This is a genomic window from Pararhizobium polonicum (assembly GCF_001687365.1).
GTDB classification, from domain to species: domain Bacteria; phylum Pseudomonadota; class Alphaproteobacteria; order Rhizobiales; family Rhizobiaceae; genus Pararhizobium; species Pararhizobium polonicum.
In genome coordinates this window covers 24,557-45,660 of the sequence record NZ_LGLV01000014.1, presented here as the reverse complement: position 1 = coordinate 45,660, position 21,104 = coordinate 24,557, and the positions used below count along the sequence as shown (strand labels likewise).

Sequence of the window (21,104 nt, the reverse complement as noted above, 5' to 3'; positions counted from 1 at the left end):
TTTCTGCCGACCCTGCTTGGCGTTTGAAACATGGGGCACTGCGCCGCGGCGGTTACATCACGATATCAATGGATCCGTCTGCTTCATTGTAGACCATGCGGGTCCCGTAGGGCGCACTCATTTCGGCCAGATCGGCGGCGATTTCACGGGCGAGTTCCGGGCCTGCACAGGCAGGGAGGCCGCGCTCCGAGGGGCGCTTGCGGTTGAGATCGAGGTCGACAGGAATAATCTTGATCCGGATTTCATCCTCTTCGAAATCGCAAAGCGCGATGCAGGATTTGGAGAACCGGCTGTCGGCGTTGAAACCGATCGGCTTACCCTCGGCGTTGCGGGCGCGCGACTTATGCAGGTGCGACGGAAGCGCATCCTTGGTGAACCCGTAGGCCTCGTACATTTCCGGCGTCATCTTCTGCATGCCGGCTTCGAATTCCATCAGAAGGCTGCCGAGCGAATAGAAAATCGGCTTGCCCTTATAGATTTCGATGCCGCGCAGCATGTGCGGACCATGACCGATCACGGCTGTGGCGCCGGCATCGATGGCGCGCCGTGAAAATTCCTCCAGGAAGGGAGCCGGTCTTGGCGAATACCAATTTTCCTCGGTGCCCTCATGGGCGTGGAGGCTGACGAGCACGCATTCGGAGCGATTGGCGGCGTCCTCGATATTGTCGAGGATGGCCTTGGCATCCCGTTCATTGGCATAGTAGCGGATATGGGCATGGTCGCCGCGCTCGAATTGCAACGAACCTTCGAAGACCGAGCCGAACGGCAGGCGGTTTTCGCCGGGATCCGGCATGACCTCGACGTCCATGACCTCCTTGCGGCTGGCCGCCATACCCAGCATCTCGTCGATCTGCCGCATCTGCTGGAATTCCTTCTCCGGCAGAACATAGGCGCGGCCCCAACGCAGCGGGTTCAGCCCTGGCCGCGCTGCAATCCCCGTTCCGGAGGAACTGGCTGCGAACTCGGCCGATCTGGTGGTGCTTGTCGAAATCAGCGAGATGCGGCCTTTGGTAGTGTCCAGAAAATGCGGCGCGCGCGCTTCCTCCAGGCTGCGGCCGATACCGCTATGAATGATCCCGCGCGCTTCACAGGCCTCGATCGTATCGACCACGCCCTGCATGCCGAAATCGCCCGTATGATTGTTTGCAAACGACAGCAGATTGATGCCGATCGACGTCAGTTCCTCGACGGCATCGAAGCCGACTGCCGTCATGAACCGGCGCGGGGCGGGCGGCGTGCCATAGGCAGGGCAGATGAATTCCGCGTTGGCGAAGGTTGCATCCGAATCGCCCAGTTTCTCGAGCAAGGCGGGATCGAGCCTCTCGGAGAGATTTCCGCCGGAAAAAAGAGCATCACCGCAGGCAACCACACGCATTTAAAAATCCTCACAATTGGCTGTCGGCTCAGGACAGCCCGAACGAGTAAAGCCGTTTTCCATCGTCTTCGTTGCGACGGAAACTAGTCCAGGCCTCTCAACGTCACAAGGCAAGAACATCTGGTTTCCGATGATCCTGGTATTGCGTGACAGGCTTGCCCCGGTTGGTTTCCGACTATGTAGCACGGTGGCTCTTGTAATATAGAACGACCGTTCTAATGCTAGATGGAAAATTAGGTTTTTCTTGCTTCGAAGATCGCTCGCGATTCTATAGCACCACCGGCTAACAAGGATCAGACGTCGGCAAGGTGCGGCGAAAAACGGTGCGGCTCAATGAACCGGGATAATTGTAAAACACTGCGGGAGGAAGACGATGACAGAGATCAATAACCGGCGCTTCGCGGGAGCGCGGCCGGTCATCGCCACCAATCTGGACGGCGAACAGGTCGAGCGGTTGCAGGCGCATGTGAGCAACCCGATCGTGCTGCCTTATAGCGACACGATGTCTGTCTGGGATGTTCCCCCGGAAGCGGATTATCTCTTCACCTTTTTCAAAGGGTGGAGCGGCGCCCCGAAGGAAAAGCCGGAGGGCTGGCCGCACAATCTGAAATGGGTGCAGATCGCCGCTGCGGGTATCGACGCATTTCCGCCGTGGGTTTTTGAGGGGCCTGTGGTCACGACCGGACGCGGCATTTCGGCAGAGGCGATCGCCGAATACGTGATAGCGGCTATTTTCGCACATGAGAAAATGCTTTTTGACGATTTTCTCGTGCATTCTGCGGACCGGTGGATCAAGCGGACATTGGGTCTGGTTTCGGGCAAGACGATCGGTCTTTTCGGATATGGCGCAATTGGCCGGAAAACGGCGCAAAAGGCGGCGGCCCTTGGCATGCACGTCAGCGCTGTGCGCCGCGGAGCGCCAGAGCCGGGCGACCGGGATATCCGATGGTACCCGACCTTGCGCGAGATGATCGCGGAGGTGGATCATATCGTCCTGGCAACGCCGCTGACGTCCGAAACCCGGCATGCGCTGAACAGCGATATTCTCGCTGCGGCAAAACCCGGGCTGCACATCGTCAATATTTGCCGTGGCGAAATCATCCGGGATGACGATCTTCTGGCGGCTCTCGAAGCCGGGCGCGTTGCGGCGGCAACGCTGGATGTGACCGCACCTGAGCCTTTGCCCGCGGGGCATCCGTTTTACACCCACCCCGGCATTCGCCTGACGCCGCACATCTCCTGGACATCCGAGGACAATGCGGAGCGCATCGCGACAAAATTGCATGCGAATCTCGACAGATTTCTGGCTGGCGAGCCGCTGGTCGATGTGGTCGTTGCCGGCCGCGGCTACTGAGGGCGTAAGATGATAACCAATACTGACAAGAGGCGCACTGACACCACCCATATCCCATTGGGACTGTTTTGCATTCTGACAGGCGCGGTGGCGATGTGGATCGCGCGCGACTATGAAACGGGCACCGTCGTCAGCATGGGCCCGGGCTTTTTCCCAAAAGCCGTTTCCGGTCTCCTGCTCGCCTTCGGCGCGGCCATTCTGATCGTGCGCGGACGTGATCTGCCGGAGCCGGATGAGGATGCCACTTCCCGGCTTGCAATCGGGGAGTTGCTGCGGATCGTCTGCTGCGTCATCGGCTCTATCGTGCTGTTTGGGGTAACCCTGATGAGCCTCGGTTTGCCCGTCTCGACGTTTCTGATGGTGCTGGTCGCCAGTCTTGCACGCAGCGACACACGACCCGCCGCCATTCTGCTGACAGCCATCGTGCTTTCAGTGGTTGCAACGCTGCTGTTTGCCTATGCGCTGCGCCTGCAGATTCCTGTTCTGCCGGAGTTGCTGCGATGATCGGTGGCGTGGATATCTTCAGTGGCATTGCGCTTGGCCTTCAAGTCGCGATGGATCCGACCAACATTCTGTTCTGTCTCATCGGTTGCCTTGTCGGAACGCTGGTCGGCGTTCTGCCTGGCCTCGGGCCGACCGCGACGATAGCGATCCTCCTGCCGATGACTTTCGGGCTGGAACCCGTGACCGGGCTCATCACCCTTTCGGGGATTTACTACGGCGCGCAATATGGCGGTTCGACCACGTCGATCCTCTTGCGTCTGCCAGGGGAAGCGTCGTCGGTCGTGACTGCGCTGGACGGGCACGCCATGACGCGCAACGGCCGTGGCGGCGCTGCACTGGCGATCGCGGCCATTGCGTCCTTCTTTGCCGGAACGGTCGCGACATTCTTCATGGCTGCATTCGCGCCGGTCCTGTCGGTGGCCGTGCTGAAGTTCGGCGCGCCGGAATATTTCATGCTGATGTTTCTCGGCTTGATCACATCGGTGGTTCTCGCGCAGGGATCGGTGCTGCGCGCCATTGCGATGATCATGCTTGGTCTGCTGCTCGGTCTTGCCGGCACGGATATCAATTCCGGGCAATATCGTTATGACTTCGGATTCATCGAATTGCTGAACGGCATTCCATTCGTTCCGGTCGTTGTCGGGCTCTTCGGCGTTGCCGATATTCTCGTGGCTCTCGAAAAGGCCGCCAAAGATGCACGTCCGCCTGCGATCCTCAAGATCAGCAGCCTCTGGCCGACCAAAGCGGAGGCAAAACAGGCAACACCTGCAACGATCCGTGGAACCTTTATCGGCCTGGTTCTCGGACTGCTGCCGGGCGGTGGCGCCCTGCTTAGTTCCTTCATGGCTTATAGCGCCGAAAAGCGGTTATCGAAAACGCCGGAAAAGTTCGGAACAGGCATGGTGGAAGGTGTCGCAGCGCCCGAAGCTGCGAACAATTCCGGCGCGCAGACAGCCTTTTTGCCGCTTCTGACACTTGGCATCCCCTCCAATGCGATCATGGCGTTAATGGTCGGAGCCATGATGGTGCACGGGATTGTTCCGGGACCCAGGATCATGACCAATCAGCCTGATCTCTTCTGGGGATTGATTGCCAGCATGTGGATTGGAAACCTCATGTTGCTGGTCATCAATCTGCCGCTGGTCGGCATCTGGGTGCAGCTTCTGAAGATCCGCTACCAGTATCTGTTCCCCACGATTCTCGTTGTCAGCATCGTCGGCATCTACGGTGTCGAGTTCACGACATTCGACGTCTATCTCACGGCGATATTCGGGCTGCTGGGATACTTCCTCAATAAGTGGCGGTGTGAGCCGGCACCTTTGATTCTTGCCTTCGTGCTGGGCCCGATGATGGAAGAGTATTTCCGCCGGTCGATGCTGGTGGCGCGGGGCGATCTCGGCATCTTCATCAATCACCCCATCAGCCTTGTCATGCTGGTGATGGTCGTTCTGCTGCTGGCCAGCATGTTTTTCCCTTTCATCCAGAAATTCCGGCAGAAGGCTTTTGCCGAGTAAACAAACAAGGAGGACTCCAGAAATGACGTATCCGTTGACGCGACGTGCTTTCCTTATTGCTTCTGCAGGCGTTTCGGCCATGGTTCTTGCCGGCCCCTCGGCCTTTGCGCAGCAGCCCTATCCATCCAAGCAGATCAACTACATCATTCCCTATAATGCCGGCGGCATGAGCGATAATATTTCGAGGCTGTTGGGCCAGAAGCTGACCGAACTCACCGGCCAGCAGGTCATCAACGACTACAAGCCGGGCGCGGGCGGCGCGATCGGCGCAAACTATTTCATGCAGACACCGGCGGACGGATACACTCTGCTGCAGTCGACAAACAGCTTCTACGGCATCATTCCGCTGGTCACGAAGGTGCAGTACGACCCGCTGAAGGATCTCGTGCCGCTGGCCCTGATCGGTGATGCGCCGATGGTCATCGCGGTCAACCCCTCGGTCCCGGCAACCACGCTGTCCGAGCTGATCGCCTATGCCAAAGCCAATCCGGAGGCTCTGGCCTTCGGCACGTCCGGCAAGGGGACGGTCGGTCATCTGAGCGGCGAATGGCTGCAGAAAAAGGCTGGTATCAAGCTTTTGCATATCCCCTACAACGGCACGCCCGCAGCACTGCAGGCCGTTCTTGCAAACGAAGCGCAGATCCTTTTCGGACCTGAAAGTGCGGAATACATCGCTGCCGGCACGCTGAAGGGCATCGCCGTGCTCGGCGACAAGCGCTGGGACAAGCTGCCGGATCTGCCGACCACGGTGGAAGCCGGAATCGAAGGCTGGGCCCCGCGCAGCTGGCATACGGTATCCGTTCAAGCGACGGTCCCCGAAGAGATCAAGCTGCAGCTCAACACGTCCATCAACGACATTCTGCGGCAACCGGATGTGCGTGAGAAGATCATCGCTTTTGGCCTCATCCCGGGGATCGAAACGCTGGACGGCGTAAAGAAGCGCGCGCTCGACGACAACCAGCAATTCGGCCAGTTGATCCGCGATGCGGGTCTGGCCATCGCAAAGTAAGCGGCCATTTGCATCGGTTGTCCCGATGCATCTTCGGCACAGGGGCGGTTTGTCTGCCCCTGTGCAACCCATCGCTCCCTACGTCCACTCGCACCATCTTATCGCTGTGACATTGTTCGCAATGGATCGGACGTAAGCCATCAGCTCTTTTTCCGGGGAATAGCCACATGACCAAAGTCATCGAATATTTTTTTGGGATCGGCTCGCCATGGGCCTTCATCGGTCTCGATCCTTTCCTGGCGCTGGCGACGAAAGCCGATGCGCAAATCCAGCCTTTTGTCATTCCGCTGGTGGAAGAAAACGGTGCCATCTACTCCCGCAACCGGCCGGAGCCGCGCCGCGCCTACTGGACGAAGGATCTGAAACGCTGGGCTGCGCTGCGCGGCAAGGATCTTGCCTTCGACAATCGCGCCGGCCTTTCCGATCCGACGCCGGCATCACTGATGGTCATCGCCGCGCAGCGGGACGGCAAGGACTGGTTCGGGCTGACGCGCGCCCTGCAGGAGGCATTCTGGCTACGGGCCGAAGATATCGGCAATGCCGATGTGCGTAAGGCCGCCGCAACAGCCGCCGGTTTTGACGGGGAAGCATTGCTTGCCCGGGAAAAGGATGAGGATGTGCGGAAAGCCTACAAGGACAATTACGATCTGGCCGTTGCGGCCGGGGTTTTCGGTTTTCCGACCTATCGCTACGATGGCGAGCTGTACTGGGGCCAAGACAGCCTGCCATTTCTGGAACGCCACCTGAACGGCGAAAAGCTGCCCGCATAAGCCGAAAGAAAGGAAGCAATCATGAGCGTTTCCCTCCCGGGTGAAACACCGGTCAACACAGGATCTGACAAACCGGAGGGCCGGAAATGAGCGCTGTCGACACCGTTTTCCTCGACGACTTGCGGGCAATTTTCGGCGACCGGTTCTCCATTTCCGAAGCGTTGCGCGAGCAGCACGGCAAGGGTGAATCCCACCACACCACAGCCATCCCCGATGCGGTGGTGTTTGCAGAAACCAGCGAAGAGGTCGCGCAGATCGTGCGGCTTTGCGCGCAGAGAGGTGTCCCGGTCATCGCTTTCGGTGCCGGCACCTCGCTTGAGGGACACCTGGCGGCCATTCGTGGCGGTATCTCCATCGATCTGTCACGGATGAACCAGGTCCTGCGGGTCAGCGCCGAAGATCTCGACTGCACGGTACAGGCCGGTGTGACCCGCGAACAGCTGAACATTCATTTGCGCGACCAGGGGCTATTCTTCCCGATCGACCCCGGTGCAAACGCATCCATTGGCGGCATGGCGGCCACGCGCGCGTCCGGCACCAACGCGGTCCGCTACGGCACCATGCGCGAGAACGTTCTGTCCCTGACAGTCGTTCTGCCGAACGGAACCATCATCAAGACGGCAAGCCGGGCGCGCAAATCGTCGTCGGGTTACGATCTGACCCGGTTGTTCGTCGGATCGGAAGGCACGCTCGGTATCATCACCGAGGTCAGTCTCAGGCTTTACGGAATACCGGAAACCATCTCGGCGGCCCTCTGCTCTTTCGACAGCGTCGAGAGTGCGGTCAGTGCCGCCATCTCCGTCGTGCAACTGGGCATACCTGTTGCCCGTATGGAGCTGATGGATCGCGGCCTGATTGCTGCCGTCAACGCCTATTCCGGCACATCTCTCAAGCTTGCAGATACGCTTGCCTTCGAGTTTCACGGTTCGCCTGCCAGCGTCAACGAGCAGGTGGAAATGGTGCGTGACATCGTGATCGAGCACGGCGGCAAGGATTTCGAATGGGCGACATCGCCAGAGGAGCGCAATCGTCTGTGGAAAGCGCGGCACAGCGCCTTTTACGCTGTCGTGTCCCAGCGCGAGAATGCCAAGGGCTGGTCCTCCGATGTCTGTGTCCCGGTGTCGCAGCTCAGCGAATGCATCGTCTACACACGTGGCCTTCTGGAGAATTGCAGCGTCCCGGCCGCCATTCTGGGGCATGTCGGCGACGGTAACTATCACGTCGTTTTCGCCATAGACCCTGCCAATGCCGCCGAAATGGACGAGGTCGGCCTCATCAACAAGAAGATGGTGAAAAAGGCGATCTCCGTCGGTGGCACCTGCACCGGTGAGCATGGCGTGGGAACCGGCAAGATCGCCTATATGCGCGAAGAGCATGGAGTTGCCGTCGATCTGATGACGGTCATCAAAAATGCGATTGATCCCCTGGGCATCATGAACCCCGGAAAAATGCTGCCGCAAGATTGAGGGCCGGGTGGTCAGATCACTTCGATTGATCGCGGACCAAAACAGGCGCTACGCTTTTACAGGCGTTCATGCTCCTGCGCTCAGATCGGGCGCAGGAGAAGATGCGGAAGCATCAGTCGGGCTCTTTACGCTGTTGCCCAAGCGCGGGTCGCCATGCAAACGCCTTCCGTTAAGCGCGTTTCTCGCGTTGGGGCATGGAGTCGTCGGCTGAAGCGTCACCATGAGCGCTGAAAATTGCTTCGACAGTGGCCCTTGCGCTTCTTGCAGCGGAACCATCCGGTCGAAACACCGATCCGGCGAGTACGCCGTCGTACAGGACGAGCAGCTGCAAGGGCCGGGGATCCTGTGCCGCGGAACAGTTCAGCAAACGGGCAAAGAGCTGCTTCAGATAATCCTTGTGAGCCACGGCAACGTGACGGATGGCTTCGGATTGTGGGTTCTCGATTGTTGCGGCGAGAAAGGCACAGCCCCGGAACCGGTCCGATGTGGTTTTCCGGTGCAGACTATCGAAGATTGCGAAAATGGCCTCGGTACCGTGGCTTTTTCCTGCCACGACATCTTCCAGTTGCCGGCGCACAGCCTCATCGCGCGCCTTGAGATATTCGACGATCAGTTCTTCCTTGCCTTTGAACAGGCCGTAGAATGCGACGCGGGTGAGATTGAGAGCCTTCACAAGCTCCGCCATTCCGACGAGGTAAGTACCCCGATTATAAAACAGTTCACCTGCCTGTTCGATGATCGCTCTGCGGTCCGGCGCTTTGGTCGTTCGCATGGGCAATCTCTCCTCTTTTTCCGGTCTATGTATGGGGTAATGGTTACTTTAGATCAGGACAAGAGCTTATCCTTGGTTCGTATCGCCAGGACAGGCGGGGTAAGCCGAGCGCGGCGGCTGCGGGTGCGCCAAAGATTTCATCCAAATGAACGCGAATTACCCTTCATTAACGGTTTCGCTTTAGCAGGCGGCGCCCGGCTCAAGGAGTCAGGACAAGTTCCATCAACTGCGAATGGCCGATGAAAAACCAAACTGCCTCACCCCAACTCTTCCAGCGTAAAATCTCCGAATTCTGCCAGGTCCGGGTGGCTCCGGTCACCTCGCAGCGTGCTTTCGACAACATTCGAAGCTACATGCTCAACCTGATTGCATTTCGAACGGTCCCTCCGTCAAAGAGCGGAAATCTGGACTGGCAGGAAATCGCCGCCACCTGCGACCTGCGTGAGGTCCTGACCCCGGCCCTCAAGCGTGCCATCCAGCCCGGTCTTGATGCGATTGCCCGCTGGCTGTGTGAAAGCGGCAAGGGAGGCTTGGTGGAACCGGGGCGCGGTCGCCGCAAACCTGCATCAAACGGCACGCTGGTTCGGAAGACGCCGTCGGTCAGTGCGCCGATGGAAATTGCGAGAGCATCTGCGAACCGATAACGCCGAGTCGGCGCTCATCTTCAGATGCGCCGCCATGGCGACACCTATGGGAACGCGCCGCAATCGACAGCCTCAGCCTTTTGCCTTGTCGGGGATGCGGGAGAAGGCTGCCAGGACAGTGCGTTCCGATTGGAGGAGATAGGCCTCAAGAGCGGCGGCGGCTTCTTGCGTCTTGCCCGCGTCGAGTTTTTCGAGAATAGCGGCGTTCAACTCAATATAGGGCGCGTGCAGAAGCTCGGGACTGTCAAGCAGGCCGAAACTCAGACGGAGTTCGGCGGCGATCTGGATATAGAAAGCGTTGAGACGCTGGCTATCGGCGAGATCGACGATTGCGGCATGGAACAGCATGTTTGCACTGCCGACCGTTTCCCAATCGCTCCTGCCGCAGGCCGTGCGTGCCTCTTCGACGGCGGCGCGCATGCGTCCGACGGCGGGATGTTTGGGGTAGGCCTGCGCAATGGCCCGGCATTCGATAATGCGCCGCACCCGATAGATATCGATGATCGAGGCCATACTCGGCGTGGCGACGAAGACGCCGCGATTCGGTTCGTGGCGCAGCAATCCTTCCTTGGTCAAAAGGCGGAATGCTTCGCGCAACGAATTGCGCGAAACCTGTAGATCGGCGCTCAATGCCGGCTCCGACAGGCGCTGGCCGGGCTTCAGCTTGCCATCGATCAGCTTGTTGCGGATCGTCTCCGCCAGCCGGGGCGCCAACGCCGATGTGGTATCCTGTTCAGCCATGCATGTCCTTCATTCGAGGTAAAGATCGCCTCGTTGCGACAACCGATATCGCGGTTTTCTCCGCTTGCAAATGGGCTTGCTGTGGATCGGTGAACGGCGCCAGCTTTCTGGAGGTCTCGCGATCACGGCTTTACCGCTTTCGATGACGAGCCGGACAAACCCCACGGCGAAGAAGGAGCCATAGAGCGCTTCAAACAAGTCATTTTCGGGCAAAAGCAGGCGTGAATAGCTCAGCGTGTCGGAAATATGATGGAACGATAATGGAAAATCGTTGAACAATATTGACAGGATTATGAAATGCGGCAAGGTTGCGGCTGTCAATAAAATTCAGGTGGGCCAACCCGAGGAATTGAGGGCGTCCGCACATAAGAGAGGGTTCATGGAACAGCCACCTATTTCAACCGGCCGTGAAGTGCCGGCCAATGCTTCGGGCATGTCGGTCAAGGCGCGGCGCGGCGCACTCATTGCCGCGATCTTCCTGATGGCAACATCCGCCATCGGCCCGGGCTTCATCACCCAGACCGCCACTTTCACGACCAAGCTTGGTTCTGCTTTCGCCTTCGCGATTCTCGCGTCAATTCTCATTGATTTCATCGTGCAGCTGAATATCTGGCGGATCGTGACGCTCACCAAGATGCGTGCGTCCGACATTGCCAACGCTGCCATTCCGGGCACCGGCTATCTGCTGGCAATCCTCGTCATCATTGGCGGCCTGTTTTTCAACATCGGCAATATCGGCGGCGCGGGTCTCGGCCTCAACGCGATGCTCGGTCTTGATCCGAAATGGGGCGGCGCGATCAGTGCGCTGATCGCCATCGGTATCTTCAGCTCAAAGCGTGCGGGCATTGCCATTGACCGGCTGATCGTCGTCGCCGGTATTCTGATGATCCTGCTCACACTGTATGTCGCGATCGTCTCGGGCCCGCCAGTCGGCGATGCGCTGTTCCAGACATTCCTGCCGTCCACAATCGATTTTGCCACGATCACGACGATCGTCGGCGGTACGGTCGGTGGATACATCACCTATTCCGGCGCGCACCGTCTGCTCGACAAGGGCACTGTCGGTATCGAGAACCTTGGTGCCGTCAACCGCGCGGCCCTGACCGGCATCGCGGTCACCGGCCTGATGCGCTACGTGCTGTTCCTTGCCATTCTCGGCGTGGTCGCCAGCGGTGTTGTCATCGATATTTCCGGCAAGGGCGCCAATCCGGCTGCACAGGCCTTCCAGGCGGCGGCTGGCGATGTTGGTTTCCGCATTTTCGGTGCCGTTCTGTGGTTTGCTGCCATCACCTCGGTTATCGGTGCCGCCTACACCTCGATATCGTTCATCACCGTCTTCAAGCCGGACATCAGCGAGCGCGCCCGCAACATCGCGACGGTGATCTTCATCGCCATCTCGCTGTTCTTCTACGTGGTCATCACCACGCCTCCGGCGCAGATGCTGGTCTTTGTTGGCGGCCTGAACGGCCTCATCCTGCCGATCGGTCTGTCGATCTTCATCTATGCCGCCTGGGCCCGTTCGGATCTGATGGCAGGTTATCGTTATCCGCGTTGGCTGCTGGTGCTGGGCGCGCTAACCTGCGCGCTGACCTGGTACATGGGCTACAAGTCGATCGGCCCGATCTTCGCCCTGCTGTCGGCGGGCGCCTGAGGAGGAGAAGACATGACTGCCATCGATCTGAACAGCGATCTCGGTGAAAGCTACGGCGCCTGGAGCATGGGCGATGACACGGCCATGCTTGCCATCGTCTCCAGCGCCAATGTTGCTTGCGGCTTCCATGCCGGAGATCCCGCCGGTATCTGGAAGACTGTCAAGGCTGCAGCCGAGAAGGGTGTTTCGATCGGGGCGCATGTTTCCTATCCGGATCGCGTCGGCTTCGGCCGGCGCGACATGGATGTGACCAGCAGCGAACTCATCGCCGATGTGATCTACCAGATCGGTGCCCTGAAAGGCATTGCCGCCGCTGCCGGCGTTTCCGTTGGCTACGTCAAGCCGCATGGCGCGCTTTATAACCGTATCGCCAATGATGCGAAACAGGGCCAGGCGGTGATCGACGGTATCAAGGCGATCGATCGATCGCTGACGCTGATGGGGCTTGCCAATGCGCCGATCCTTGAGCTTGCCCGCAAATCGGGCCTCAACGTTGTCGCGGAGGCCTTTGCAGACCGCGCCTACACGCCGGATGGCCAGCTCGTTTCGCGGCGGGAAGCAGGCGCGGTTCTGCATGACGCGCAGCTGATCGCCAAACGGATGCTGCAGCTTGCCCATGACGGCACGCTGGAAGCCATCGACGGTTCCACCATCAAGATCGATGCGCAGTCGATCTGCGTCCATGGCGACAGCCCCGGTGCCGTAGCCATTGCGCAGGAAATCCGCCGTGCCTTTGAGGCCGACGGCATCACCATCCGTTCTTTCCTGTCCGCCTGACCGGCATTTTGGGGAAACCATGATCTCGACAGACCATCTTCGCCACGTCGACGCCGAACCGGCACGCATCGCCCGTAAACGCTATCGCGCCGGCGGCGTTGAGCCGACCTCCGGCGTCGCGCCGGGCTTCACCCAGGCCAACATGATCGTTTTGCCGCGCGACTGGGCCTTCGATTTCCTGCTCTATGCGCAGCGCAACCCCAAAGCCTGCCCGGTGCTTGATGTGTCCGATCCCGGCTCGCACGCGACCATGCTTGCCCGGGGTGCCGACCTGCGCACGGACCTGCCGCTCTATCGCATCTGGCGCGACGGCAAGCTGTCCGAAGAGACTGCGGACGCGACCGCTGCGTGGGCCGAGCACCCTGATCTCGTCAGTTTCCTGATCGGCTGCAGCTTCACCTTCGAAACGCCGATGGCCGAAGCCGGTATCGAGATCCGCCATATTACCGACAAGTCCAATGTGCCGATGTATCTGACCAACAAGCCATGCCGTCCGGCCGGACGCCTGCATGGCAATATGGTTGTTTCGATGCGGCCGATCGCTGCCTCGCGCGTCGCCGATGCGGCGACGATCTCCGGCCGCTTTCCCGCGGTACATGGCGCGCCCGTGCATGTCGGCGCACCGGAAGAGATTGGTATCAGGGATCTGTCAAAGCCGGAGTTCGGCGATGCCGTGCGCATCGAGCCCGGCGAAGTGCCGGTATTCTGGGCCTGTGGTGTCACGCCCCAGGCAGCCGTGATGGCATCGGGCGTCCCCTTTGCCATTACCCATGCGCCTGGGCACATGTTCATCACCGATATTCCCGATTCAGCGTACCACGCCTGAGGTCACGATGCGATTTCTGCCCGTCAGCCTGACGACCCTTACTGTCGAACTTGCCGATCTCGACGAGACGCTGGCGCTGTTTGCGTCGCTCGAAGCCGATCCGGTGGAGGGCATTACCGATATGGTGCCCGCTGCCCGCACGCTGATGATCCGTTTCCAGCCGGAAAAGCTGACAGCGGAAACACTGGCCGCCCGTATCGTCACCCGTGATCTCTCCGCCCGTATCGCGCCGTCTGACAAGCTCGTGGAAATTCCCGTCCGTTACGACGGCGAAGATTTGGCGGATGTTGCAGGTCTGACCGGCCTTTCGGTCGAAGAGGTTATCCGTCGCCACACCGACAGCGAATTCACCGTTGCCTTTTGTGGTTTCGCACCCGGCTTCGGTTATCTCGTCGGCGGCGATCCGGCTCTGCAGGTGCCGCGCCGTCAGAGCCCGCGGACCAAGATTCCGGCCGGTTCCGTTGCCCTGGCAGGGGCCTTCAGTGGCGTTTACCCGCAGGCAAGCCCGGGCGGCTGGCAGATCATCGGCACGACGCCGGAACAGATGTGGGACCTCTCACGCGATCCGCCGGCCCTCTTCCAGCCGGGATATCGCGTCCGTTTCTTCGATCTGGCGAAGAAAACCGCGCCTGTTGTCCAAGCCACAGCGATAGCTCCGGAGATCCAGGCGGCCGATACCGCCGCTGACAGCGTTACACTGAGGGTCCTCGCAACGCCGATGCCGGCGCTGTTTCAGGATCTTGGCCGCTTTGGCCAGACTGGTCAGGGTGTCTCGGCCTCCGGTGCGCTCGATCAGGCTGCGCTGAAAGCTGCCAATCGCGTGGTCGGCAATACCGCTGGCATGCCGTGCCTGGAAATTATCCTTGGCGGGTTTTCGTTCGAGATTTCCGGCCGCGCCGTCATTTCCCTGACCGGTGCGCCTTGCCCTGTCAGTATCCGTGATATGTCCGGCCGCACGACCAGCGCTTCGACCTATCATCCGATCGCGCTTGAGGCCGGAGATATCGTGACGCTCGGGCATACGCCCATCGGAATGCGCAGCTATCTTGCCGTGCGCGGCGGATTTGCCGTCAGGCCGGTTCTTGGCAGCGCCTCGACCGATACGCTGGCTGTCGTGGGGCCAGATCCCGTCACTGCTGGTACCGTACTGACGGTCAACAGCGAAACCAGGGGGCTGTCGGCCGTTTCGCTTGATGAAACGCCGGCCTTCGATCATCCCGCCTCAGGCGAGATCGTCACGCTCGATGTGATCATGGGGCCACGCAGCGACTGGTTCACCGAGGTGGGTCTTGCGACGCTGTCGGAGCAGCTCTGGACAGTGACGCCGCAATCAAACCGCGTCGGGATTCGCCTTGCCGGTGAACAGGCGCTGGAACGCAGGGACAAGGCAGAGCTACCGAGCGAAGGCACGGCCACCGGCGCAATCCAGGTGCCGCATAGCGGCCAGCCGGTGCTGTTTCTCGCTGACCATCCCCTGACGGGCGGTTATCCCGTCATCGGTACGGTCGCCGAATATCATCTCGATCTTGCCGGGCAAATCCCGGTCAATGCCCGCATACGCTTCCGGCCGGTCACGACCTTCGCCGATATCCAGCCTTCCAAGGGCTGAAATCGCAGACGTCGGCCGATGAAAACAATGAGGAGACCTTCATGCAAAAAGTTCTGATCGCCAATCGCGGCGAGATCGCCGTGCGGATCATTCGGGCCTGCCGCGATCACGGCCTGCAATCCGTTGCCGTCTATGCCGATCCGGATATGGATGCCCTGTTCGTCACGCTCGCCGACGAGGCCTATGGGCTTGCGGGCGCGCGTCCGGCGGAAACCTATCTCGATATCGAAAAGCTTATCGGCATCGCCAAGCGATCCGGCGCGGATGCGGTTCATCCCGGTTATGGCTTCCTCTCCGAGCGGGCGGAGTTTGCCCGGGCCGTGATCGATGCCGGCCTGATCTGGATCGGCCCCGAGCCGCATGTCATCGAGGCGCTCGGCGACAAGGTCGAGGCACGGCGGATCGCCAAGAGCGTCGGCGCTCCACTGGTTGCCGGCAGCGACGGTCCCGTCGATACGGCCGCCGAGGTCATCGCATTTGCTGAAAAATTCGGCCTGCCGGTCGCGATCAAGGCCGCCCATGGCGGCGGTGGCCGCGGGTTGAAGGTCGCCTGGAAGATGGAAGAGATCGCCGAACTCTATGAATCGGCCGTGCGTGAAGCCAAGGCCGCTTTCGGCCGAGGCGAGTGTTTCCTTGAACGCTTTCTCGACCGGCCGCGCCATATCGAGGCGCAGGTTCTCGCCGACAAACACGGCAATGTGCTGGTGCTTGGCACCCGCGATTGTTCACTGCAGCGGCGCAACCAGAAGCTTGTCGAAGAGGCCCCGGCTCCCTTCCTCAGCGACGCCCAGCGCCAGTCGATCCATGACGCCGCTAAAAAGATCTGCGCCGCCGCCGGTTATTCCGGCGCCGGCACGGTCGAGTTCCTGCTGGGCGTCGATGGCACGATTTCTTTCCTGGAGGTCAATACACGCCTGCAGGTCGAGCATCCGGTCACCGAGGAGACGACGGGCATAGACCTCGTTATCGAACAGTTCCGCATTGCCGACGGTCTGCCGCTGCGGGTTACCGAGACACCGGCACCAAGGGGCCATTCGATCGAGTTCCGCATCAATGCCGAGGACCCCGGCCGCGGCTTCCTGCCGACACCGGGCACGATCACCGCCTTCGATGCCCCTTCCGGTCCTGGCATTCGTCTCGATAGCGGTGTGGTTTCCGGCTCGACCGTGCCCGGCACTTTCGATTCACTGATGGCCAAGCTGATTGTCACGGGCGCCACCCGCGAGGACGCTCTGAAGCGGGCGCGGCGGGCGCTGAAGGAATTCCGGATCGAGGGCATTGCCACGGTGCTTCCTTTCCACCGCGCCGCGATCGAGACAGAGGATTTCACCGGAGAGAGCGGCTTCAAGGTTCACACCCGCTGGATCGAGACCGATTTTGCCAGCCGGCTCGAGGCGGAAGCCCGTCCGGTCCCAACGGCGGATGCCTCGCTGATCCGGACCCATGTGGAGATCGACGGCAAGCGCCACGAACTCGGCATCCCCGCCTCCCTGCTCGCCGGTCTCGGTGGGCTTGCGGTCGATGGCACTGGCTCACCCGTTGCCGCCAAGACGGAGGATGCGCTGAGCGTGACGGCGCCGATTTCCGGTACATTGCAGGCTTTCAAGGTCGAGGATGGTGCAGAGGTCGCGACAGGCGATCTGATCGCGGTCATGGAAGCGATGAAGATGGAAACGCAGGTCACGGCATCCCGCGCCGGCAAGATCCGGATCAAGGCGGAAACCGGTAGCTATCTGCAAGCCGGCGTCGAGATTGCCCGCTTCGAGGCTTGAAATCGTCGGGGATAGAACGCCAACCGAAGATCGAGCAAGGACACTGGATCCGGTGATATGACCGGATCCTGCCGTGGTCGCCTTTATCGTCGCCACCGTTCCCGCAGAAATAATTGCCGATGCCGTTTGGCGTTATTTTCGTTTTCCGATCGGTCTTCATATCGTTGAGGCATCCCACGTCTCATCCGGTTATTGCCGGACTGGAGTCGGTTCCGGGACGGACTGAAATGACGCGGTAAGCGGATATCGCCCTAATCGACGTTGAAAAATCCGTGCACAGCTGGTGAGTGATAAGCGTTGGACGATTGTCCTATCCGGCGATAGGTTAAGGTGCTGTCACGAAAAGAGAAATTCGAAGGGTCGCGCGTGCAACAACTCCCCCTCTACCAAGTCGACGCCTTTGCATCTCGACCTTTCGCAGGGAACCCCGCGGCCGTATTGGTTCTCGATGAGTGGCTTTCCGACCATGACATGCTCGCCATCGCCGAAGAGAACAACATAGCCATCACCGCTTTTGTCCGGCCGAACGGCGATAACTGGGCTCTCAGGTGGTTTACGCCGACAATGGAGGCTTCGTTTTGCGGGCATGGCACCCTTGCAACGGCACATGTTCTGGCGACGGAAAGAGGAATTGCTGGAGATTTTGCATTCGATACGCTGGCGGGCCTGCTTCGGGTCAGCCGTGACGAGGACAAATATGCACTCGATCTCCCAAGCCTTCCCCCGGAAGCTGTCATGGAGGTGCCGCCCATTATTGCAGATATTGTCGGGGATCGTCGCCAGCAGGCTTTCGTTACAACGCGACACTGGATCGTCGTGCTTGAGAGCGAAGAGGCCGTTCGGGGCTTCACGCCGGACCTGGAAAAGATCGCGATGCTTCATCCCTTGAGCTTCGTCGTGACGGCTGAGGGAGAAAGGCACGATTTCGTATCGCGCCATTTCGCACCCGGTGCAGGCGTGCCGGAAGATTCCGTGACCGGATCGACCCATTCGACCCTGGTGCCCTATTGGGCTCGAAAGCTCGATAAGAACCGCTTATCCGCGTTTCAATGCTCACGCCGGGGCGGTCATCTTGAATGCGAATTCGATGGGGATCGTGTTCGCATCATCGGCAAAGCGGTGACGTATCTCAAGGGGACTGTTCAACTGCCCTAGGTTTTGTCGCATCCACAGGCCGGAGATTTGTCTTCAGTCTTGCAGGGCGTCATCGGCGTGCTTACCTGACAATAAGTCTCCGAAACCACCCGTCGAGAATGAAAAATGGACCCAAACACAGTAAGCCGTTCAATGGTGGGCATTCGCACTTCTATCCCCGACGACGCCTTCACGGCCCGGTCGCTTGGCACCGTTCGGGAGGGCAGTGGGGTGGTCATTCGCGAGGACGGCCTGGTGCTCACAATTGGCTATTTGATAACGGAAGCGGACGAAGTCTGGCTCACGAGGGCAGATGGAAAGGTCGTTCCCGGGCATGCCCTTGCCTATGATCAGGAGACAGGACTTGGCCTGATTCAGGCGCTCGGCGCGCTGGACTGCCCGGCCTTGGTTCTTGGCGACGCGTCGAAAACACGCATTGGCGATCCTGTCATCTTTGCCGATGGCTTTGGCCGGTCGTTGCAGACGAATGTCGTGGCGAAACAGGAATTCGCCGGATATTGGGAATATTTGCTGGACGAAGCAATCTTTGTCGCGCCGGCCCACCCGTCATGGGGTGGTGCCGCCATTGTTGGCCAGGATGGCACGCTGCTGGGGATCGGTTCTCTTAAATTGGTGATGAGCAGGAACGGAACCAGTTCCGACATCAATATGATTGTGCCGATCAATCTGCTTCCGCCGATTCTCGACGATTTGCTCACGCTGGGAAAAGTGAACAAGCCGCCGCGCCCGTGGCTCGGCGCCATCACTGCAGAGAACAATGGCGATGTGGTGGTCGTCAGCGTTGCGGCTGATGGACCGGCGGCACAGGCTGGGCTGCGGGGAGGGGACGTCATCGCAGAGGTTCGCGACGGCGAGATCGCCGGTCTTGCTGATTTTTACCGTCAAGTTTGGAAGAGCGGCCCGGCGGGATCGGAAATTCCCGTCAGGATCTTGCGCGACGGCCGCGAAGCCTGGCTTCGCGTCAAATCGGCCGATCGCGATAGCTTCCTGAAAAAGCCCCAGCTACAGTAAAGCTTGGCGCCTGCCAAAAAAATGCAGGCGGGACGACGGATTCCACGATCCAGTGTCGTCACGCCTGAAAGAAGCTGATGGCCGCTGCACGGTATCGCTTAAACGCGCGGCTTCTTTTTGGGAGCCGGCAGGAGACCGTCTCGCTGAAGCTGCTTGCGGGCAAGCTTGCGCTGGCGGCTGATGGCCTCAGACTTCTCGCGCGCCTTTTTCACGGATGGCTTCTCGAAGGCTTCCCGCAATCGCATTTCGCGAAAGACGCCCTCGCGTTGAAGCTTTTTCTTCAGAACGCGAAGCGCCTGATCAACATTGTTGTCACGAACCAATACCTGCATTTCAAACCTTTCGACACTTGCAATTCCGCAAGAGAGCGGCGGCAATCTATCGTTTTCGCCGAACTTTGCTAGCGGGTAGCACAACATTTTTTATGATTACACCCGAAATGATACCCGCACCCCAGGATATTTAAATTTTCGGACCTTGTTTGTCCTCATCCAGCAGCCGATTGATCTCGGTTTCCAGGTCAAATGGCTGTTCGGTTTCAGCGTCGCTCGCGTCTGGAATATTTTCTGCTGCTGTAGCAGCAGTGGCGCGGACGCGCCGCATGGCGGATCGTTCGCTGACGAGGGAGCGGTAGCGCCTGGTCACTTCCGGCATATCGATGTGCCCGGCAATCCATTCCTCAATCCACGCGTGGAAACGGCCGTCCTGCTCAACGGTGTGTCCTGCCTGCCGCGCGCGTTGAAACGCATTCTCCGCAGCTTTTCGTCTGACCTCAGCTGACATCTATTCCTCACGCTGTCTTTCGTCTGCCTGAGCACGGGTGGAGCTGTCAGGATGTCCCTGTGCGCTATCTGTCCCGGCACCGGGTGGGGTTTTTGACGCCGTGTGCGGTTAAAGTGTGACCGGCTGGTCGTAAGGTCAGTAACTGATAAGCTTCCGGGGCTACGTCAACTGCTTTCCCGCACCACCAGCTCGAAACCCAGATCGACCGTCACGGTGTCTTGGCCAGTTCCATCAAGGAGCCTAAGAAGGCTCGATGCGGCCTGCTCTCCGATGCTGGCGCGTGGTGTGCGAACCGAGGTCAGCCGTGGAACCATCTGGCTGGCCCCCGGCAGATCGTTAAATCCAACCACCGAAATCTGCGCAGGAATTTTCACGCCCTTGCGCAACGCCTCGAACGACGCGCCGAAGGCGAGGTCGTCGTTGCAAAAGAAGATCCCGTCGATTTCCGGATGCTCCATCAAAATGCGGTTGAAGAGATCGACACCGAGTTCCACCGAGGACGGTTCGGGCGTCATGATTTCGAGGGCCGGAGCAAAACCGGCCGTCGCAATTGCCTGCTGATAGCCATCGCGGCGTTGAAGAACGCGCGCATCAAGCTGGGCTCCGACAAAGGCAAGTTTTCTGCGTCCGCGCGACAGGAGATGGTCCGCAACCTTGGCCCCGGCCTCCTCTTGCGAGAATCCGACACAGACAATGCCGTGCTCCTGCCGGAGTTCCATCATGTAGACACAGGGTACGCCGGACTTTGCCAGAAGCTGTGTCGCGGCTTCGCTCCGATTGAAGCCGGTCAGCAGAATGCCGCGTGGTTGAAAGGAGAGATAATTTCGAATGAGCTCTTCCTCCTCCTCCTGGCAATAGTGGTAGTTGCCAATCAGGACCTCGAATCCACGGGGGCGCAGGATGCCCTGAACAGCCTCCAGGGTCTCGATGAACAGCTGGTTCGACAGGGCGGGAATAAGGACAAGAATCGATTGGCTGCGCGCCGAGGCGAGTGCGCGGGCGGCCGGATTGGGCACATATTCCAGTGCCTTGGCGGCATCGTGCACGCGGGCGGCCAGCTGCGGATCGACGCTGGCAATGGAGCGCAAAGCGCGTGAAGCCGTAATTTGTGACACGCCCGCCAGGGCTGCGACCTGCGCAAGCGTCGTCCGGCCGGTGGCCCGCGATCGAGTGTGTTTCATAAAATCCCCTCCGACTTGCCAAAACCTACAACGATTACTAAGATAGCGCTATCTCAAAGTCGTTTTGACGTCTTTGCGGGAGGAAACCAGCGTCGGCTCTCAGGCCCTGACTTGAAGTGACGAGGCGTCCACCGGCATTGTCTGGCGCGGGAGTGAGATAGCGCTATCTCGGAGGAGAAATACATGAACA

The 21,104-nt window shown here is 59.7% G+C and carries 21 protein-coding genes; 14 read left to right on the top strand and 7 right to left on the bottom strand.

What is annotated here, in order from left to right; genetic code table 11:
• Positions 1-52: 52 nt before the first annotated feature.
• Positions 53-1,375 carry a CapA family protein gene (locus ADU59_RS21285; RefSeq protein ID WP_068956303.1) on the bottom strand — a complete coding sequence of 441 codons (1,323 nt, stop codon included), beginning with the start codon at positions 1,373-1,375 and terminating at the stop codon, positions 53-55.
• A gap of 373 nt (positions 1,376-1,748) precedes the next feature.
• On the opposite strand from ADU59_RS21285, the gene ADU59_RS21280 reads away from it, so the two are divergent.
• The 6 genes from ADU59_RS21280 (at position 1,749) to ADU59_RS21255 (ending at position 7,992) form a co-directional block, all read left to right on the top strand.
• The gene (locus ADU59_RS21280; protein WP_083198361.1) at positions 1,749-2,729 is read left to right on the top strand and encodes an NAD(P)-dependent oxidoreductase; all 981 of its coding nucleotides are present in this window, start codon (positions 1,749-1,751) and stop codon (positions 2,727-2,729) included.
• 9 nt (positions 2,730-2,738) lie between these two features.
• Entirely contained in the window at positions 2,739-3,233 is a 495-nt protein-coding gene (locus tag ADU59_RS21275) for a tripartite tricarboxylate transporter TctB family protein (protein WP_083198360.1), read from the top strand.
• On the top strand, positions 3,230-4,747 hold the full coding sequence (locus ADU59_RS21270) for a tripartite tricarboxylate transporter permease (RefSeq protein ID WP_099050903.1): 1,518 nt from the start codon (positions 3,230-3,232) through the stop codon (positions 4,745-4,747). Before ADU59_RS21275 ends, ADU59_RS21270 begins: the two co-directional genes overlap by 4 nt.
• A gap of 22 nt (positions 4,748-4,769) precedes the next feature.
• Entirely contained in the window at positions 4,770-5,756 is a 987-nt protein-coding gene (locus tag ADU59_RS21265; RefSeq protein ID WP_068956299.1) for a Bug family tripartite tricarboxylate transporter substrate binding protein, read from the top strand.
• Positions 5,757-5,923: 167 nt separating this feature from the next.
• Positions 5,924-6,526 (top strand): 2-hydroxychromene-2-carboxylate isomerase, encoded by a 603-nt coding sequence (locus ADU59_RS21260; protein WP_068956297.1) that lies wholly within the window; start codon positions 5,924-5,926, stop codon positions 6,524-6,526.
• Between the two features lie 86 nt (positions 6,527-6,612).
• Positions 6,613-7,992 carry an FAD-binding oxidoreductase gene (locus ADU59_RS21255; RefSeq protein ID WP_068956295.1) on the top strand — a complete coding sequence of 460 codons (1,380 nt, stop codon included), beginning with the start codon at positions 6,613-6,615 and terminating at the stop codon, positions 7,990-7,992.
• A 169-nt stretch (positions 7,993-8,161) separates the two neighbouring features.
• Here ADU59_RS21255 and ADU59_RS21250 read toward each other — a convergent pair whose 3' ends face one another.
• On the bottom strand, positions 8,162-8,764 hold the full coding sequence (locus ADU59_RS21250; protein WP_099050902.1) for a TetR/AcrR family transcriptional regulator: 603 nt from the start codon (positions 8,762-8,764) through the stop codon (positions 8,162-8,164).
• Between the two features lie 239 nt (positions 8,765-9,003).
• Between ADU59_RS21250 and ADU59_RS21245 the strand changes: the two genes are divergently transcribed.
• On the top strand, positions 9,004-9,408 hold the full coding sequence (locus tag ADU59_RS21245; RefSeq protein WP_068956292.1) for a hypothetical protein: 405 nt from the start codon (positions 9,004-9,006) through the stop codon (positions 9,406-9,408).
• A 72-nt stretch (positions 9,409-9,480) separates the two neighbouring features.
• Here ADU59_RS21245 and ADU59_RS21240 read toward each other — a convergent pair whose 3' ends face one another.
• On the bottom strand, positions 9,481-10,149 hold the full coding sequence (locus tag ADU59_RS21240) for a GntR family transcriptional regulator (protein WP_068956290.1): 669 nt from the start codon (positions 10,147-10,149) through the stop codon (positions 9,481-9,483).
• A gap of 9 nt (positions 10,150-10,158) precedes the next feature.
• Positions 10,159-10,470, bottom strand: coding sequence for a hypothetical protein (locus tag ADU59_RS30335; RefSeq protein ID WP_139093199.1), 312 nt, complete (start codon positions 10,468-10,470; stop codon positions 10,159-10,161).
• A 58-nt stretch (positions 10,471-10,528) separates the two neighbouring features.
• Between ADU59_RS30335 and ADU59_RS21235 the strand changes: the two genes are divergently transcribed.
• The 7 genes from ADU59_RS21235 to ADU59_RS21205 all read left to right on the top strand — a co-directional run bounded on the left by ADU59_RS21235 (position 10,529) and on the right by ADU59_RS21205 (position 18,950).
• Positions 10,529-11,800 carry an NRAMP family divalent metal transporter gene (locus tag ADU59_RS21235; protein WP_068956288.1) on the top strand — a complete coding sequence of 424 codons (1,272 nt, stop codon included), beginning with the start codon at positions 10,529-10,531 and terminating at the stop codon, positions 11,798-11,800.
• Positions 11,801-11,812: 12 nt separating this feature from the next.
• Positions 11,813-12,577, top strand: coding sequence for a LamB/YcsF family protein (locus tag ADU59_RS21230; RefSeq protein WP_068956286.1), 765 nt, complete (start codon positions 11,813-11,815; stop codon positions 12,575-12,577).
• Between the two features lie 19 nt (positions 12,578-12,596).
• On the top strand, positions 12,597-13,403 hold the full coding sequence (locus ADU59_RS21225) for a putative hydro-lyase (RefSeq protein WP_068956284.1): 807 nt from the start codon (positions 12,597-12,599) through the stop codon (positions 13,401-13,403).
• Between the two features lie 7 nt (positions 13,404-13,410).
• The gene (locus ADU59_RS21220; protein WP_068956282.1) at positions 13,411-15,012 is read left to right on the top strand and encodes a 5-oxoprolinase subunit B/C family protein; all 1,602 of its coding nucleotides are present in this window, start codon (positions 13,411-13,413) and stop codon (positions 15,010-15,012) included.
• Positions 15,013-15,053: 41 nt separating this feature from the next.
• A complete protein-coding gene (locus ADU59_RS21215; protein WP_068956280.1) occupies positions 15,054-16,784 on the top strand; it encodes an acetyl/propionyl/methylcrotonyl-CoA carboxylase subunit alpha in 1,731 nt (576 codons plus the stop codon).
• 330 nt (positions 16,785-17,114) lie between these two features.
• Positions 17,115-17,939 (top strand): PhzF family phenazine biosynthesis protein, encoded by an 825-nt coding sequence (locus ADU59_RS21210; RefSeq protein WP_244506477.1) that lies wholly within the window; start codon positions 17,115-17,117, stop codon positions 17,937-17,939.
• Positions 17,940-18,044: 105 nt separating this feature from the next.
• Complete coding sequence (locus ADU59_RS21205) at positions 18,045-18,950, top strand: S1C family serine protease (protein ID WP_068956276.1); 906 nt, start codon at positions 18,045-18,047, stop codon at positions 18,948-18,950.
• A 98-nt stretch (positions 18,951-19,048) separates the two neighbouring features.
• On the opposite strand, the gene rpsU is transcribed toward ADU59_RS21205, so the two are convergent.
• The 3 genes from rpsU to gntR all read right to left on the bottom strand — a co-directional run bounded on the left by rpsU (position 19,049) and on the right by gntR (position 20,914).
• A complete protein-coding gene (rpsU, locus tag ADU59_RS29715) occupies positions 19,049-19,282 on the bottom strand; it encodes a 30S ribosomal protein S21 (protein ID WP_083198359.1) in 234 nt (77 codons plus the stop codon).
• Between the two features lie 130 nt (positions 19,283-19,412).
• Positions 19,413-19,733 carry a hypothetical protein gene (locus ADU59_RS21195; RefSeq protein ID WP_068956272.1) on the bottom strand — a complete coding sequence of 107 codons (321 nt, stop codon included), beginning with the start codon at positions 19,731-19,733 and terminating at the stop codon, positions 19,413-19,415.
• 164 nt (positions 19,734-19,897) lie between these two features.
• On the bottom strand, positions 19,898-20,914 hold the full coding sequence (gntR, locus tag ADU59_RS21190; RefSeq protein WP_068956269.1) for an HTH-type transcriptional regulator GntR: 1,017 nt from the start codon (positions 20,912-20,914) through the stop codon (positions 19,898-19,900).
• Positions 20,915-21,104 lie beyond the last annotated feature (190 nt).